The organism is Sphingobacterium sp. HMA12 (assembly GCF_002933815.1).
In the GTDB taxonomy this organism is placed as follows: Bacteria; Bacteroidota; Bacteroidia; order Sphingobacteriales; family Sphingobacteriaceae; genus Sphingobacterium.
The window spans coordinates 41,530-57,665 of record NZ_BEYR01000003.1 but is presented as its reverse complement, the minus strand read 5'-3'; the positions used below and the strand labels follow the sequence as shown (position 1 = coordinate 57,665).

Here is a 16,136-nt window from a genome sequence, read left to right as displayed (position 1 = left end):
AAGATCTTTTCAGGTGATAAGTATAGCAAACAAACAAAGTGTTACAGCTTAAGTTAAAAATATGTAAATTGTTCATAAAAAGGAGGCAAATCAGGATAATAATTATGGAAAATATATTTTACGAGGGTCAGGTTATTTGGGCTCAAATCGATGCCAATAGACACATGCGCCATTCTGCTTATGCGGATATCTGTGCACAGGCACGGAGCAATATGTTAAATAAAATGGGCTTTTCGCTGCATAAGTTCGCCGAGTTTCAGATCGGACCGATTCTATTCAGGGAAGAGCTGATCTACTCCAAGGAAGTACATCTCGACGAGTATGTACAGGTAAAGGTCGAATTAACCAAATACAATAAGACAAACAGCCGATTTTCTTTTGTACATCAGGTCTACCGCAAGGATGGAGCACTGTGTTGTACGGTCAACGTTGACGGCGCCTGGCTTGATTTAAAACGACGAAAGCTGACCAAACTGCCCGAAGAAATGGAACCCTATTTGGATAAAGTGCCACGTGCCACAGGATACGAAGAAATTGGATAAAAAAATCCCCCGGAATCTAAATGGATGCCGGGGGATTAAAACATAAACTAAACCTAAAAACTATCTTATGAAACATCCGTCAACCCTAAGTCAGACGGTGCCCGTTATATAAACTATTTTACTTCGATCAAACGCTTCGCAATGATCGCGTCTTCTTTCTTACCGACAGTTAAGATCAATATTCCACCTTCGTAAGCTGCCTCAATATTGCTATAGTCAACAGTTTCGGGTAAAGTAAATGATCTTGAAAACGAACTATAATTGAATTCTTTTTTGCTGTACAATTTGTCCTCACTTGTTTGTTCGTCTTTTTTTTCTGCTGAAATCGTGATCAAATTTTTATCCACATTGATTTTAAAATCTGACTTATCCAACCCCGGAGCGGCCATTTCAATCTTAAATGATTTTTCAGATTCCGAGATATTTACTGCAGGAACACGTGATACCAAACGATCTGAGATAAAATTGTCGTTGAACAGATTGTCAAATACGGTATTCACAAATGGGTTTACTGCATCGGTGTTTAAACTTTTTGTAGGGAATTTAATTAATGCCATTTTTTGTCCTCCTAATTTTTTTATTTTTTGTTAAGCTTTATTTTCTAACTCTTTTGTAAGGAATATTCAATTCACGTACCATTCGCAAAACAAAGACAAAATGTCATTTAACCACAGAAACAAAAGACATATTGACATATCAATATTTAAAATAGCTTTAAAATTGAACGCTTTTGTCATTGGTACGGGCCGATGTCCCATTATCCGTTATAGCATTAACGTCACAGTAGACAAACTGTTTTCAGAAGAATTTAATTTGACAAAACTTCAAAATAGGGCTTTAGCTTTCCTGTCCCTGCTTTTCTGTCTGTTCGAGCGCCGCAATCAGTAGGAATTTAACGGCATCATAAGTATAATCTTTTGCTTCGGCATAAGAAATCCCATAGATACGTGATACCAGCGCGTCATATTGCGGAAAAGGCAAAAATAGCTTATCGTAATACGCATCCAACTGTACCTGAGTCGGCAATTCAAAAGCCAAGCGAAGCTGGAATCGCCGGATAATCGCTGTGTCCAGTATTTCGGGATGATTGGTTGCCGCAATCAGTACTGCTTGAGCCGGAAAATAGTCGATCAGCTGGATAATCGTATTCACGAGACGGCGCATCTCACCCACATCTTTCTCTTCACTGATACGAGCTTTCCCAATCTGGTCAAACTCATCCAGAAACAGCACAGCTTTTTCACGACCAGCCTTATCAAAGACCTGTTTGATATGCTGCGAAGTTTCACCGATACGGGACGAGATCAGGTTGCTTAAATTCAACACATAGATGGGCTTGTCGAGTGCTGTCGCCAGCGCTTTTGCCGTTGTTGTCTTTCCACAGCCAGAATAACCGTGCAGTAAAATCTTATTGCTTACAGGCAGGCCATACTCCGAGAGTTCGCGGATATAACGATGTTCCTTGATCAGCTGCAGGAGCTTCTGCCGGCTATCCGCCGCTAAAAAAACATCCGCTAGTGCTATCTTTTCCTTATCGGCTATAACAAGATCGTAAATATTCATTTAATCAGTTTAATACTTTAAATACAATGGATCCGCAAAATTAAGCAAGCATTCCGAGCTTCTGCTGGTCCAGTTTAACAATTAATCTTTCAGGTATTTGAGACTGACCTGCGAAAAGGACAAGTCTCCGCCGAAAGGTGGGTTTGACTTTCGAATGACAACTTCGATTGTTTCGGCATGTGATACAGTATTTCTAATCTGCTCAAGAATTTCTGCGGCGGCAGATTCCAGCAATTTCCGTTGGGGCTGCATCACCTTTGCTGTAATCTGGTACAACTCTTCGTAGTTTAAGGTATTGCGCAAATCCTCGGTTTCCGTATTATGAAAAGGAAAACAGACATCAATGGACACAAAAAATTCATTTCCGAGAATCTGCTCTTCTTCGTAATAGCCAATTGGCGCGTAGAATCGCGCCTCTTTCAATGATACTGTCTGTAAAATGGTTGCCATGCACAAACCTAAGCAAATTGTTCCAAATCAAAAAAAAACAATGGCCCAGACGAATACCATGATGTCCAGCCCATGCAAACATTCTCAATACGCCGACATAGGCAGTGGGATATGCCCAATTCTGAAATTATAATTGTATATAAAAACAAATTTTCCTAAGTTTAAATACAACAAAAACCCAAGAGATGAACTTTTCTTTACCTTCGGCACTAACGATGGCGATCCTATGCGGCGCCAGCGCAGTCTATGCCCAAACAAATATGAAAGCTAGCGACACAGAATATTATAGTCCTGTCCCACCTACGATAACGCTTGACAAAGGAATCCCGAGTGATGCCATTGTACTTTTTGACGGCAAGGATTTGAGCAAATGGAAGAGCGAAAAGGGTAAAGCAAATTGGACGGTAGCCAATAATACGCTTGAAGTAAAACCCGGAAGCGGAAATATAGAGACAACCGAGCATTTCACCGACTTTCAGCTCCACATTGAGTGGAAAAGTCCGGACCTGATCAAAGGCGAAGGTCAGGGCCGGGGCAATAGCGGTATATTCTTGCAGGGCCTCTATGAAATCCAGGTCCTCGATAACAACAATAATCCAACCTATGTCAATGGCGGTGCCGGGAGCCTTTACAAGCAGCGTCCACCACTGGCGCAGGTTATTGTAGCGGACAAATGGCATATTTACGACATTATCTACAAAGCACCTCAGTTTAATAAAGACAGTCTATTGATCAGCAAAGGTACAGTTACTGTTCTTCACAACGGCGTCATCGTCCAAAACAACACTCAGATTGACGGTACAACGGAATACATTGGACTACCGAAACAGGTGAGCCATGGCCCGGGTCCTATTATCCTACAAGATCATGGTGATCTGGTACAGTTCAGAAACATCTGGCTCCGCAAATTATAGGCACAGGCAACAATTTCAGTTAGACAAGCAACAATTCTGTACTAGGTTTTATAGGGCTATTTACCTAATTTAGCCCTATAAAATTTAAAGCAAATACCATCATAGCGACAAAAAAACGCTTTTGAAAGGTACAGCATCATTAAAAATAAAATATTCTAATGAAAAGAATTGCGCTATTCTTCTTGTTGGCAAGTGCTCTAACCAGCCATGCCCAACGAAACCTTAATTTGGAAGAAACGGTATTTGGACCGCGCACCTACGCACCGACATCCATTCCTGCCACTTCCTGGATCCCAAAATCAAACAGCTTCTCTTACCTGGATAAATCGTATCAAAACCTGTTCTCCAAAAGCGCGGAAAACAACTGGTCTGAAACAAGCGTGCTGTCGAAAACAGAACTGGAAGCAGCTTTAAAAGCCGCAATTCCAAACGAAACATTCCATTTGCAAATGTTTCCCTACGACTACAAATGGCGGGATGGTAATTCGTTGTTGCTTCAGGTAAACGGAAAGGACAAGGTGTACACCGTAGCCTACAACATCAAATCAAAAAGCATCGAAAGTTTTATCGGCAACGATAGCCAGGGAGCCAACCGTGAATTGAGTACAGATTTTTCAAAAATAGCTTATCTTGTCGACAATAACATTGCTATCGTTGACAAGAATGGAAAAGTGACAGCAGTTACCAGTGATAGCGACAAAGGTATCGTCAATGGAAGCGATTATACCCACCGTCAGGAGTTTGGTATAAAAAAGGGAATGTGGTGGAATGCCCAAAATGACAAGTTGCTCTACTACCGCAAGAATGAGACTATGGTTGCCAACTATCCACTGCCACAATGGAGCCCCAAAGTTGCCGAGATCAAATGGATAAAATACCCGATGACAGGGCAAAAGTCAGAAGAGGTGAATTTAGTTATCTATAATACAGTGACAGGGCAAAAGGTAACACTACAAACCGGAGACCACAGTGAGCAATACCTGACCTGCGTAACCTGGGACCCTTCGGGTAAATTTATCTATGTGGGTGTTCTCAACCGGGATCAAAATGACCTTAAGTTTAATAAATACAATGCCGAAAACGGCGCATTGGTCAAAACCTTGTTTGAGGAAAATGCCACAACCTGGGTAGAACCAGAAAATCCGCTCACATTTTTACCCAACAAGCCAGATCAATTTCTCTACCAATCCGACAAGGAAGGCTACAACCAGCTTTACCTCTACAATACAGAAGGAAAACTGATCAAAAAATTAGGTTATCAAGATATTGTGCTGGACAACTTATTGGATTTTTCTGCGGATGGAAACAAAGTAAGCTATATCGGTGTTACCAACAATGGCATGGACCGTCAACTATTTGAGGTGGACCTTAAATCCGGGAAAACGGTTCAGCTGACAAACGAGCCCGGCATACACCAAGCTTCGCTGAGTGATGACGGAAAATATATCTATGACCAATATAGCGACCTAAAGACGCCGAATATGATCCAGGTCAAAGCAGTCAAATCCGGCAAAGGAACTGTACTCGTCAAAGCTGACAATCCGTTCAACGGAAAAATCAATAATCCAAAAATAGAATTTGTCCAACTGACTTCGGCAGATGGCAAATACCCGTTGACCGGACGCATTATCTATCCAAATGATTTTGATCCGGCCAAGAAATATCCGGTCATGTACTATTTGTACGGTGGCTCCCATTCCCAACTGGTTTCCAACAAATGGCTGGGTGGTGCAGGCTACTTTGATCTCTATATGGCGCAACAGGGATACATCGTATTTACCATGGACAATCGTGGCACCAATTACCGGGGCCGTGATTTTTATACCGCTACCCACCGTAACCTTGGGCAAAATGAAATGGCCGATCAGCTAAAAGGAATTGAATTTCTGAAATCAAAATCCTTTGTCGATCAACAACGCATGGGCATCTTCGGCTGGAGCTTTGGTGGTTTTATGACGACGTCATTTATGTTGCATCATAACGATATTTTTAAAGCAGCAGTCGCCGGGGGGCCGGTGATCGACTGGAAATTTTATGAGGTTATGTACGGTGAACGGTATATGGACACTCCACAGGAAAACCCTGAAGGATATAAATTGACGTCTTTACTAAATAAAGCGGATCAACTGAAAGGACGTTTATTAATCATCCATGGCGCACAGGATCCGGTCGTTGTACAACAAAACAGCATGGAATTTCTGGAAGCATGCATTAAAGCGGGAAAACAGGTCGATTATTTCTTATACCCTACCCACGAACATAACGTAATGGGCAAGGATCGCATTCATATGTACGAGAAAATTGCCGATTATTTTAATCAGCACCTTAAAAAATAGACGAGCATATAAAAGGCGCCTTTCTTTCCGATTGGCGCCTTTCTCTTTTTAGGGCAAAATCATTATCTTTAATAGACCATATCTTAAAAAAACAGTAGATCACAAACAACCAGCATTGCTAAATTTGAAAAAACACATCCCTTTTTCGCTCATCCTCCTACGTCTTTTCCTAGGATTATTGCTCTTGGTATTTTACTGGCTTAAATTTGACAATTTTAAGTACTATGCGATTTCTTTCCTTGTAGTCGGTCTACTGAGTGATATCTTTGATGGTATTATTGCCCGAAGACTACACATAGCTACCCAAATGCTACGGAGGTGGGACTCCAGCGTGGATCTTATCTTCTTCATCTGCATCACCTTGGCGACCTACCTCAGCTGTCCCTTATTTTTCAAGGACAACGCACTGCTGATATTCATTTTGCTCGGTTCGGAGGCATTGACTTATATCGTTAGCTTTGCAAAATTCAAAAAAGAAATTGCGACCCATTCCATTGGCGCCAAAGTGTGGACCTTGTTCTTGTTTGCATTGCTGATTGAACTTCTGTTACATTGTCAATCCACCTTTTTATTTCAGATAACCATCTGGCTGGGCGTCCTCACCCGCCTGGAAATTATTGCGATTATCCTTATTCTAAGAGACTGGTCAAACGATATTCCGAGCGTTTATCATGCTATCCGGTTACGCAAGGGAAAGACGATAAAGAAACATAAATTATTGAATGGCTAGTTTGGATAATGCTCCAATCCTTCAGAAAGACTGTACAACGTCCAATGTTTTCTTTTAATGGCGCCGGATTCTGTTTGGAGCAACCTGATAAAATCGCGCACCCCCAGCTCTTCATTTCCGTTTCCATGGATCAGCACAATGCTGCCATTGTGCGCCTGTTGCCCTTTGGCTAGCCAGGCATCGGATCCGACGGCGATCAAACCGTAAGAAAGCAGCTTCTCGATGACGGCACGATCGGAGACTAACCCCGGACAGCGGAAAAAGACAGAAGGCACAAGTCCATTCCTCAGCATCAATTTTTCATTGGCCAGTATTTCATAATTCAGGTCTGTACCCGGCGACAATAAAAAATTGGATACCAGCGGCTTCTTATTAAAAACATGATCATAAGTGTGGTTAATCCATGTAATCTTGACACCCTTTCTGTCCAAAGATTTCAGCCAGGCCAAGTCATCCGGATGATTTAGCAGCCATTTCCCCGACACGGACACCGCCAATGGCAGCGTACTGTCCAAACCCTTAAACGCGGACAGCAAATCCTCAAAAATATCCTTGTCCAAAGGTTTATGGGAGGGGCACAGATCAATTGTCAGATTAATTCCGGATTCTTTTGGCAACCTAAAATTCAGGCCCGCATCCTGCAGGTTATTTTCGGTTTTTCTCACGATGGAAAAGCAACTTGCATATACCGTTCCATTTAAGCTTTTGTTGACCTGTATCGAATCTTTACTATGTACTTTAAGCAGCTTGCTGTCCACAATACGGGTCTCCAGTGTCAAAGGATCTACCGTTAGATAGTATTTACTTCCCTTGGCCGTGAAACTTCGTATCCCGACCAGAGGTCCTGCATTTCCCTGTAAGGCAACCCACTCCCTTTTATAATTCTCCAGGTCCCCATAGGGAACCTGGGCAAAAGTGAAGCTATGGAAAAAAAGCAATACGATCGCAAATAAAAGCTGTTTCATCGTCAATTACCACTTGTTCTTTTGGATTGTAAATTTGTCGGCCAGGACATTTGTTTACCTGTCTTATCTACGGGCAGCACAATTTTGTCGCGCGATACCAAGCTCGGTTCCTCGCAGGCCAGGTAAGTCAACACCGCAACGATAATCGCATTTTGCCGGACTTCATCAAAAACAATTTTATCGTACGTATCCCGATTGGTATGCCAGGTTACCTTTCCATAATCCCAGGAGGTGGAGGAAAGACCAAAAGCCGGAATTCCTTTTTGGACGAAAGAAGAATGGTCACTCCCCCCGGTCCCAGGCATACCCGGAAAACTGGTCTGGATTTCATTACGAAATTCTTCGGGTAGATATTGCAGCCAACGGCCAATGTATTCATAAGCTTTTTCAAAACCACTTCCGGCGATGCGCACGATGCGTCCGGTCCCATTATCCTGGTTCCAAACCACCTGAATATTTTTAGCGACATCGGGATGATCTTCGACAAAAGCCGACGAGCCGTTCAGCCCCTGTTCCTCGCTGCCCCAGTTGCCCACCAGAATGGTTCTTTTGTTATCAGGGTACACTTTTCGCAGGATACGAACAGCCTCCATCATCGTGATGACCCCGGTTGCATTGTCCGTTGCCCCTGAAGCTCCATCCCAGGAATCCAAATGCGCGGACAATACCACATATTCATTTGGTTTTTCTTTCCCCTTGATCTCAGCAATACTGTTATACGTCTTGGCCGTTCCAAGTTCCCTGGATTTTCCCTGCAAAAGTATACGTGGCTTGATACCACGTTCAGCCATGCGATAAAGGAGGCTATAATCTTCCAAAGCAATATTGAATACCGGAACATGTTTGGATTTTGCATCAAAAATGCGCGTAATACCCGGCAGTTCGGTCCAATAAGAATCGATCACCCCTACAGCGCCGGCGGCTTCCAGGGCCAACGGCAAAGTCCGTCGCGTACTCCCTGTATAAGACATACTAAGCTCCCATTGTCTGAACTGCTCACTTTTGAGCGCCTGATATTTTTCATAAGCTTTGGCAGAAGCCGATTCCTTCCAGTTGGCATCGGATCGGCCTGAAATAGGGTTCATCCCGATCAGGACAATTTTACCTTTAACTGCCTTTAGCCAGGATTGAAAGTCAGCTTGAGAACGAAACAATGGCATCGCCACCACCTCAGCTTCCACGCCTTTTTCTTTCGTCGTCGGACTAAAAGCCAGCTGAGTTCCTTCGAGCGATTTAATCCGCGGATAAGTCATGGTCACCTGGGAGGTCCCTCTCTCCCAGGAGCGCCATTCACCATAAGCTTCATTACGCGCATCCGCCCCCAGCGCGGTATACTGTTTGACCACCCACTCGTGTGCCTGTTGCATCTGCGGGCTTCCCACCAGACGTGGGCCGATCATATCGACAAGTTCAAACGCATAATTTTCGAGCTGCGAATTAGCCTGGGCTTCCTGGACAATGCTAGCAACGACGGCATCCTTATCTTGCGCAAATATCGCTGTATTGCTCAACAGCAAAAATGCCAGTCCAAAAGACTTCAGATTGCTTTGTTTCCTATATTCTTTCATTCGTATGTTAATTCGTTCAACATCCTGTAGGTTTGGCAGGACTGGTTTTCCGAAATTTACAAAAGATAATTCAAAAAAACATACGCATGGCACTGTTTATGCAAAAGCAATTCCTCAACAGCCTATGTTTTACCGAAGCCGGGATCATACTTTCGGGATTTACAGCGCAAAAAAAATAGGGATATCCACGGATACCCCTATTACCACATTATATGATATTGGTTGATTAGTTACACGGCTTCGACTTTGGATTTCTCATAACTTTCCTGATGTACGGAGGCTACAGCCCTACCCGATGGATCGTTCAGGTTCTGGAATGAAGCATCCCATGCCAGTGCTTCTGGCGTGCTACAAGCAACAGATTTTACCGATGGGACGGTCTGAGCGGCAGCAGTAGACGGGAAATGTGATTCAAAGATGGTGCGGTACAAAAACTCTTCTTTATTTTTTGGCGTATTCATCGGAAAACGTGCCGCAGCGGCAGCAAATTCTTGATCTGAAACCTTGTTTTCTGCCTGTTCTTTTAAGGTATCAATCCAGCTATATCCGACCCCATCCGAAAACTGTTCCTTTTGGCGCCAAGCAATGCTTTCCGGAAGATAATCTTCAAAAGCCTTACGCACGACCCATTTCTCCATTCGGCCATCACGGATCATCTTATCCGATGGATTGATACGCATGGCGATATCCATAAATTCTTTATCAAGGAAAGGCACACGTCCTTCGACGCCCCAGGCTGCCAGCGATTTATTGGCACGTAAGCAGTCGTAGAGATACAGTTTTTTCAGCTTACGGACTGTTTCTTCGTGAAACTCCTGTGCATTAGGCGCCTTATGAAAGTACAGATAGCCACCAAAAAGCTCATCAGAGCCTTCACCAGAAAGCACCATTTTAATCCCCATGGATTTAATCACACGCGCCAATAAGTACATCGGTGTTGAAGCACGTACAGTCGTGACATCATAGGTTTCCAAGTGATAGATCACGTCACGGATAGCGTCCAGGCCTTCCTGAATGGTAAAGTTGATTTCATGATGGATTGTTCCGATATGATCCGCTGCTTTTTGTGCAGCGATTAAATCCGGCGCACCTTTCAGACCCACGGCAAAAGAATGCAATTGTGGATACCAAGCGTCTTCTTTATCGTCTGTTTCAATACGTTTGGACGCAAACTTTTTGGTCACGGCAGCAATCACTGAAGAATCAAGTCCGCCCGACAGCAATACGCCATAAGGTACATCAGACATCAACTGGCGATGTACCGCATCTTCCAGTGCTTTACGCAAAACAGCAATATCAGTCTCGTTGTCTTTTACCGTAGCGTAACTTTCCCAGTCCCGTTGATACCAGCGCTGCGGGGCCGTACCTTCTTTGCTATATACATAATGTCCCGGAGGAAATTGTTCAATCGTCTCACAGAAACCCTCCAGTGATTTTAATTCAGACGCCACGAACAGTTGTCCCTGTGCGTCCTTTCCATAATACAAAGGGATAATTCCCATGTGGTCACGGGCAACAAAAAATGAATCATCACGTGAATCGTATAGTGCGAAGCCAAAGATACCATTCAGCTCATCGACAAACGATGGTCCCTTGGCCAGATAAAGTGCCAATATCACTTCCGAATCGCTTTGTGTTGCGAATTCATAATCCGGAAGACTATTTCTTAATTCATGGTGGTTATAGATTTCGCCGTTCACAGCCAGTACTACTTTACCATCCGGGCTGTACAAAGGTTGACTACCTGATTTCGGATCAACGATGGCTAATCGCTCATGTGCCAATAAAGCTTTCTCGCCAGTGAATATACCAGACCAGTCTGGACCACGGTGACGAATACGTTTTGACATTTCCAATACTTGGGGTCTCAATGAGTCTGCAGGTTGCTTCAATTCAAAAGCGCCAATAATTCCACACATATTATGAAAATTTTAAATATTTCGTTTTTACATTATGTTATTGATACAAAGTAAAACAATTAAAAACTAAATTCATAATAATTTTTAAATTTTATTATATTTTTATCAATAATAATTATTCAAACAAATCAAATTAGCAATAAAACAGCGTTTTGTTTACAATAATCACACATTATATTAACAACACATTTCAAGATTTATCTTTAAATTCACTAGGTAATCAAATAAACCAAAGGACAATGGATCTAATAGGAACTTTTTACAGTGGCCTCGCTATCACGCCGGACGAACTGAATTCCATAAAAGAGAAGCACCAGGCCATTACAATAAAAAAAGGCGACTTTATCTTAAGCAAAGGACAGGTGTCCAATGCCTATTATTTAATAGAACATGGGCTTACTCGGTCTTTTTTACACGACTACGAAGGCAACGAAGTCACCATCGGTTTTTGTAGTGATAACGACGTGGTGATCGAGGTCGCATCTTTTTTCCAGCGTACCCCCACAGTGGAAAATATACAGGCGCTTGCGGACACAAAGCTTTGGAAAATACGATTTGAAGATCATCAGGAATTATTCCATCGCATCCCCGAATTTAGGGAATGGGGACGTTCATGGATGGCGCAGGAACTGGTTCACAGCAAAAATAGAGCTATCGCGATGATTACCGAGCCCGCTACTAGCCGCTATCTGCGCCTGATAAAAGAAAAACCCATCCTGATCCAGCAGGCTCCACTGAAACATATTGCTTCGTATCTGGGCATCACAGACACCTCTTTAAGCCGCATCCGCAAAGAAATTGTTCACGGCAATTAATGGTTTTTCCATCGACAAAAGTCTATTTTCAAATCTTGCCTTAGGGCAAGATTTTTATCGAAAGTTCCGCTTAATTTTATCTTCACTTCCGAAGATAGTCCTCCTGGTCACTATGCTATAGGAAAGAAAATTTGAGAAAATAAGGTATTGCGTTGATCTTTTGAAATCATCAAAGAGCAAAAGATCAACGCTAAAAAAATAATCGATATATTCAAAAATTAGAAATCATGGCAAAATTACACGCTTATTTAAATTTCAACGGCAACTGTGAAGAAGCTTTCACGTTTTACGAAAAAGTCTTTAAAACAAAAAATCCGGGATACATGCGTTATGGCGATATTCCGGCAGATCCGCAAATGCCTCCAGTTCCGGATGAAGCCAAAAACAAGATCTGCCATACGGCCATTTCAATCAATGGCGAGAGCATGCTTATGGGAGCAGACGTCATTCCTGCTTTCGGCCAGCACTATGTACAGGGCAACAATACTTATGTGATGTTGATGTGTGACAACGGCGATGAAGCCAAAACACTCTATGAAGCCCTCAGCGTCAACGCAAAAGTAGTGGAAATGCCTTTGGGTGAAACATTTTTCGCGGAGCTATACAGCGCATTCCAAGATCAGTTTGGCATCTGCTGGATGGTCTATTTCGGCGGCAGCAAAGATGAAGATTGCGAAAGTAAAGGCTAAAAAAATTGTGATGCGATAGATCAGCATATGAGAATGGGGCTTCATCGGAAGCCCCATTTCTATTTTATAATTACAACACCCTCCTGAGCGATATTGGTTTGCATTCGACTAAACGGCAAAGCTACCTACCTGATTTTACTTAGCGCTCAGGACATCGGCATCAAAAACAACACCGTTCCAGCCATTCGCCATAAACTGCCGGATATTTTGATGCCCTTCGCCTGTTGGGTTATCCAACACATTTTGATAGTGCTCGGCAAACAAAAACAAGGTGTCTGCCACTGAAAGATCCTGGTATTTGGCAAAATACAATACTTTTGCGCTTCCCTGATTTTCCGTAGCCGTATTTTTCAGGTTCCCATTGTGAAATGCCGCTGGACTATAATGGTAGTTTTCTGCAATATGATCCAGTACATCCTGAAACTGTAGCTGATTATCTTTTGACTTTGCTAATAATTCTTCTGTTTTCATCAGATTAAATTGTCTATACTTATTTTGCTTAATTGTCCTTAAATTATTCCGTGTAGCGAGCCCCCTTTGGCTCCCAATTGGTCAACACGTTTCTCCACAGCCGCGTCTTTAATCAATGCCGGGGCATGATGTGGCTTGCTACGTGCATCAATAATAATTGGCCCTTCACAGCCCCAATGTTTGAAAGCAGTAAAGCTCTTAATGCCATGAATATCAAATGCGGGGTTACTGCGTGTAAAGGTTGTCCAGACAAAATTATTGACTGTCTCAGCGGTAAAACCAGCGTCATCGCACAATACCAACAATGGAAAACCTTCCCAGGCCAACCCTTCAGCGGCAAGGCACCATTCCCTGATCAGCGTAGCTTCATCCGCATAGTTCGTAAAGGCTGCTCCTTCTACCGCCAATACACCCGGGATAACAAACTTCGCTCGGTTGAAAGGTCTTGGCAGATCAAAATTTGCCGGCAGTTCGCGCGCTAGCGCTCTTTTCTTGGTACCTGCAGCCGCAAATACCACCTTTGATCCCGCGTTTAATCCATCACCCGAGTAATCCAAGGTATCTATCGTTGTATTGGTCTGAAAATGGAGATCTCTTGTCGGATCAATGCGCTCCAGGATATGACCGAAGAATCCCGGAATATCGTAGATATCCAATTTGGGATTATCCTCATGCGCTGAGATAAAAAGGTATTTGGCTAAACTCAGCTGATTTTTTCCGAGAATCTGATTGGCAATGGTTAAAATTTCCTGCGGGCGGTCCACCGTCTGATAAGGAGTATAGCGCTCCGATCCGATCGCAAACAATAAAGGATGTACTCCTGCCGCATCGACTGCGTTGACAGCGTGCAGTCCGGAGATCTCCTGCGGGATCGCAGCCCCTGTGATCTCATGAATCAGTGCTCCGAAGCTTGTATCCTCCTGTGGCGGTCGCCCCACCACGGTAAAAGACCAGATTGGATCTTTCTTATGGTATACATTATGCACTTTCATCAGGGGAAAAGGATGGGTAAGGCTGTAATAGCCAATATGATCACCGAAAGGCCCCTCCGGTTTATTCTCATTGGGATATACTGTACCCGTAATAACAAAATCTGCATCTGCAGAAATGCAAAAACCTTCATGATCATAGAAATAGCGAAACCTTCTATTCCCTAATGCACCGGCAAAGATCATTTCAGAAAGTCCTTCGGGTAGCGGCATGACCGCAGACAAAGGATGCGCCGGCGGACCGCCCACAAAGATGCTTACCTTAAGTGGCACGCCGAGCGCATTGGCTTTCGTTTGATGGATACCTATTCCGCGGTGCAACTGATAATGCAGTCCAATTTCCCGATCCGGGATATAATCGTTGCCTGAAAGCTGAATTCGGTACATGCCCAGGTTGGCCTGCATGATCCCGGGCTTACTTACATCTTCGGTATATACCTGAGGCATGGTAACAAAAGCCCCACCATCCATCGGCCAATTGACAATTTGAGGAAGTTTACCAATGCTTGTTTTACCATGGAGGATCGGAGCCCCTGATTTCTTCTTCCAGGGCAGGGCACCCAAGGCGGTCATGGATGAACCGATGTACTGGAATGGCTTTTTTAACACAGCACCCGGGTTCATTTTGACATCTACCAGTTTTTTTAGATGGCCCAATGAATCACGGAACATAAACTTCGACCGGTCCAACGTTCCAAATAAATTGGATACGGCGGGAAATTCCGAGCCTTTGATATTCTCAAAATACAGTGCCGGTCCGGCTACATCAAACACCCGCATATGAATTGCAGCCATTTCCAGGTAAGGATCAACTTCCTCTTTAATCCGGATTAAATGACCATGTTTCTCAAGATCCGCAACACATGCTGCGAGACTATTGTATCCCATATATTAAATCTGTATCAACGCGTTAATCCACAAATTTAACAGAATAAATCAGAAGTAAATAATTATTCACACCAGAAAAAACATCCCCATGCGTAGCGCAGCAGGGACCGGAAAATCAAACAAAGGGATCACCCCCGACTATGATCGGATATTAGGTATCAAACAATCAGGTATCCATGCTGACATAGGCTTTCAATGGGGTGAATTCAAAGGTCTGGACTTTCTGCCAGGTTGAGTTGTCTACATTTTTTTCATAATAAAGCACCCGTCTAAATTCATCAATATCTTCCTTATTGATATCGTTAAACCGGCTTAGGAGTAATTTCGCAAAGAATTTATTCACTCCGATCTCCCGTTTTTGTGAATTGGAAGTGGAACTAAGAAATTGATAAAATAAGTTTCTAAATGTCACTTCTTCATGTCCGCCGAGGTAAATCACCTCAGAAATAAAATTACTCTCCCAGGGCATTTCCCGAAGCCAGCGGTAAACATCCAGCAGGGGTAAAGGATGAAATTTCAGGGAGGCTACCCAGTTCCAATAGAATACGGTCTGTTTTTTGGCCAGTTTGCTAAAAATTCGATTTAATACACTTTCTTTTCCAATGACACTACTTTTGACCACGATGGTATACTGCACCCGCAAAGCCTCCAGGAGGTTGCGAACAGGGTCCAAAAAATGCTCATCCATCAATCGGGCCACATAAATCACCCGGTTATTGCCCGCCCGCTTACAGATTTCAACAAAATTACGGAGTCCCAGCAGCTCCAGTTGAAGCTGAATATCATTATCGAGCGAAGGTACCTGTGTAAAATAAATCCCAAAGTTCAAGTCACTGATCTGAAAATTATCATACGCGGGTCCCTTTCGTAAGAGATCGAGTTCAAAAAGTTTAGCTGTTACCTTCTCTTTCACAATTTTATTAAAAATGGATAAGTTTCGCACCAAACCTGTAACATCAAAATCTTTTGTTTGTAAATAGCATGACGCCCGCCGTCCTAAATAGGTATTTAGCCCACTGATTAAAACCTTTTTCATCCTTATAATTATTTCTGAGCACTCGCTTTCAATGGCATAAATGAGTTGATTTTATCGGTCTATCCCATTCGAGCTGTCCAATAGATTGTGAAAGCTCCAGATGGTTTTGTTTTCCAAAACGCTGACTAACTAATATCATAATTCCCTGATTTTAGAACAGAGAAACATCAAATAAGTTTAACACTATTTTTATTTTTCTGTTGAAATACCTTGTTTTTTCCGGCAAAGGAATGATCATCGGTCAGTTAAGCCATTTTCTAT

The 16,136-nt window shown here is 43.0% G+C and carries 15 protein-coding genes; 6 read left to right on the top strand and 9 right to left on the bottom strand.

Annotated elements, in window-relative coordinates; all coding sequences use genetic code 11:
* Positions 1 to 104 precede the first annotated feature (104 nt).
* Entirely contained in the window at positions 105 to 542 is a 438-nt protein-coding gene (locus tag HMAT_RS17125; RefSeq protein WP_104384091.1) for a thioesterase family protein, read from the top strand.
* Positions 543 to 655: 113 nt separating this feature from the next.
* Here HMAT_RS17125 and HMAT_RS17120 read toward each other — a convergent pair whose 3' ends face one another.
* The 3 genes from HMAT_RS17120 to folB all read right to left on the bottom strand — a co-directional run bounded on the left by HMAT_RS17120 (position 656) and on the right by folB (position 2,555).
* Positions 656 to 1,099, bottom strand: coding sequence for an Hsp20/alpha crystallin family protein (locus HMAT_RS17120; RefSeq protein ID WP_104384090.1), 444 nt, complete (start codon positions 1,097 to 1,099; stop codon positions 656 to 658).
* Positions 1,100 to 1,379: 280 nt separating this feature from the next.
* Positions 1,380 to 2,105, bottom strand: coding sequence for an AAA family ATPase (locus HMAT_RS17115; RefSeq protein WP_104384089.1), 726 nt, complete (start codon positions 2,103 to 2,105; stop codon positions 1,380 to 1,382).
* Positions 2,106 to 2,186: 81 nt separating this feature from the next.
* The gene (folB, locus tag HMAT_RS17110) at positions 2,187 to 2,555 is read right to left on the bottom strand and encodes a dihydroneopterin aldolase (protein ID WP_104384088.1); all 369 of its coding nucleotides are present in this window, start codon (positions 2,553 to 2,555) and stop codon (positions 2,187 to 2,189) included.
* Positions 2,556 to 2,740: 185 nt separating this feature from the next.
* Here folB and HMAT_RS17105 point away from each other — a divergent pair, with 185 nt between their 5' ends.
* The 3 genes from HMAT_RS17105 (at position 2,741) to HMAT_RS17095 (ending at position 6,535) form a co-directional block, all read left to right on the top strand.
* Entirely contained in the window at positions 2,741 to 3,469 is a 729-nt protein-coding gene (locus tag HMAT_RS17105) for a DUF1080 domain-containing protein (protein WP_104384087.1), read from the top strand.
* A gap of 158 nt (positions 3,470 to 3,627) precedes the next feature.
* Positions 3,628 to 5,805: a DPP IV N-terminal domain-containing protein gene (locus HMAT_RS17100; RefSeq protein ID WP_104384086.1), complete on the top strand. Its 2,178-nt coding sequence runs from the start codon at positions 3,628 to 3,630 to the stop codon at positions 5,803 to 5,805.
* A 124-nt stretch (positions 5,806 to 5,929) separates the two neighbouring features.
* Positions 5,930 to 6,535, top strand: coding sequence for a CDP-alcohol phosphatidyltransferase family protein (locus tag HMAT_RS17095; protein WP_199768693.1), 606 nt, complete (start codon positions 5,930 to 5,932; stop codon positions 6,533 to 6,535).
* On the opposite strand, the gene HMAT_RS17090 is transcribed toward HMAT_RS17095, so the two are convergent.
* The 3 genes from HMAT_RS17090 to asnB all read right to left on the bottom strand — a co-directional run bounded on the left by HMAT_RS17090 (position 6,532) and on the right by asnB (position 10,987).
* A complete protein-coding gene (locus tag HMAT_RS17090; protein ID WP_104384084.1) occupies positions 6,532 to 7,500 on the bottom strand; it encodes a polysaccharide deacetylase in 969 nt (322 codons plus the stop codon). The two genes, HMAT_RS17095 and HMAT_RS17090, sit on opposite strands and share 4 nt — an antisense overlap.
* Before the next feature lie 2 nt (positions 7,501 to 7,502).
* The gene (locus HMAT_RS17085) at positions 7,503 to 9,068 is read right to left on the bottom strand and encodes a M20/M25/M40 family metallo-hydrolase (RefSeq protein WP_104384083.1); all 1,566 of its coding nucleotides are present in this window, start codon (positions 9,066 to 9,068) and stop codon (positions 7,503 to 7,505) included.
* Positions 9,069 to 9,298: 230 nt separating this feature from the next.
* Positions 9,299 to 10,987 (bottom strand): asparagine synthase B, encoded by a 1,689-nt coding sequence (gene asnB / locus HMAT_RS17075; RefSeq protein WP_104384081.1) that lies wholly within the window; start codon positions 10,985 to 10,987, stop codon positions 9,299 to 9,301.
* Between the two features lie 239 nt (positions 10,988 to 11,226).
* Between asnB and HMAT_RS17070 the strand changes: the two genes are divergently transcribed.
* Both HMAT_RS17070 and HMAT_RS17065 read left to right on the top strand, forming a co-directional pair.
* On the top strand, positions 11,227 to 11,802 hold the full coding sequence (locus HMAT_RS17070; protein WP_104384080.1) for a Crp/Fnr family transcriptional regulator: 576 nt from the start codon (positions 11,227 to 11,229) through the stop codon (positions 11,800 to 11,802).
* A 227-nt stretch (positions 11,803 to 12,029) separates the two neighbouring features.
* The gene (locus HMAT_RS17065) at positions 12,030 to 12,491 is read left to right on the top strand and encodes a VOC family protein (RefSeq protein WP_104384079.1); all 462 of its coding nucleotides are present in this window, start codon (positions 12,030 to 12,032) and stop codon (positions 12,489 to 12,491) included.
* Between the two features lie 135 nt (positions 12,492 to 12,626).
* On the opposite strand, the gene HMAT_RS17060 is transcribed toward HMAT_RS17065, so the two are convergent.
* The 3 genes from HMAT_RS17060 to HMAT_RS17050 all read right to left on the bottom strand — a co-directional run bounded on the left by HMAT_RS17060 (position 12,627) and on the right by HMAT_RS17050 (position 15,875).
* Positions 12,627 to 12,962 carry a HopJ type III effector protein gene (locus HMAT_RS17060; RefSeq protein ID WP_104384078.1) on the bottom strand — a complete coding sequence of 112 codons (336 nt, stop codon included), beginning with the start codon at positions 12,960 to 12,962 and terminating at the stop codon, positions 12,627 to 12,629.
* Positions 12,963 to 13,000: 38 nt separating this feature from the next.
* Complete coding sequence (locus HMAT_RS17055) at positions 13,001 to 14,839, bottom strand: UbiD family decarboxylase (RefSeq protein WP_104384077.1); 1,839 nt, start codon at positions 14,837 to 14,839, stop codon at positions 13,001 to 13,003.
* A gap of 166 nt (positions 14,840 to 15,005) precedes the next feature.
* Positions 15,006 to 15,875: an NAD(P)-dependent oxidoreductase gene (locus HMAT_RS17050; RefSeq protein ID WP_104384076.1), complete on the bottom strand. Its 870-nt coding sequence runs from the start codon at positions 15,873 to 15,875 to the stop codon at positions 15,006 to 15,008.
* Positions 15,876 to 16,136 lie beyond the last annotated feature (261 nt).

Coding starts and splice junctions, on each gene's coding strand:
- HMAT_RS17105 (WP_104384087.1), top strand. CDS start 2,741: ATGAACTTTTCTTTACCTTCGGCACTAACGATGGCGATCCTATGCGGC.
- HMAT_RS17090 (WP_104384084.1), bottom strand. CDS start 7,500: ATGAAACAGCTTTTATTTGCGATCGTATTGCTTTTTTTCCATAGCTTC.
- folB (WP_104384088.1), bottom strand. CDS start 2,555: ATGGCAACCATTTTACAGACAGTATCATTGAAAGAGGCGCGATTCTAC.
- HMAT_RS17060 (WP_104384078.1), bottom strand. CDS start 12,962: ATGAAAACAGAAGAATTATTAGCAAAGTCAAAAGATAATCAGCTACAG.
- HMAT_RS17055 (WP_104384077.1), bottom strand. CDS start 14,839: ATGGGATACAATAGTCTCGCAGCATGTGTTGCGGATCTTGAGAAACAT.
- HMAT_RS17085 (WP_104384083.1), bottom strand. CDS start 9,068: ATGAAAGAATATAGGAAACAAAGCAATCTGAAGTCTTTTGGACTGGCA.
- HMAT_RS17115 (WP_104384089.1), bottom strand. CDS start 2,105: ATGAATATTTACGATCTTGTTATAGCCGATAAGGAAAAGATAGCACTA.
- HMAT_RS17100 (WP_104384086.1), top strand. CDS start 3,628: ATGAAAAGAATTGCGCTATTCTTCTTGTTGGCAAGTGCTCTAACCAGC.
- HMAT_RS17120 (WP_104384090.1), bottom strand. CDS start 1,099: ATGGCATTAATTAAATTCCCTACAAAAAGTTTAAACACCGATGCAGTA.
- HMAT_RS17070 (WP_104384080.1), top strand. CDS start 11,227: ATGGATCTAATAGGAACTTTTTACAGTGGCCTCGCTATCACGCCGGAC.
- HMAT_RS17050 (WP_104384076.1), bottom strand. CDS start 15,875: ATGAAAAAGGTTTTAATCAGTGGGCTAAATACCTATTTAGGACGGCGG.
- asnB (WP_104384081.1), bottom strand. CDS start 10,987: ATGTGTGGAATTATTGGCGCTTTTGAATTGAAGCAACCTGCAGACTCA.
- HMAT_RS17125 (WP_104384091.1), top strand. CDS start 105: ATGGAAAATATATTTTACGAGGGTCAGGTTATTTGGGCTCAAATCGAT.
- HMAT_RS17065 (WP_104384079.1), top strand. CDS start 12,030: ATGGCAAAATTACACGCTTATTTAAATTTCAACGGCAACTGTGAAGAA.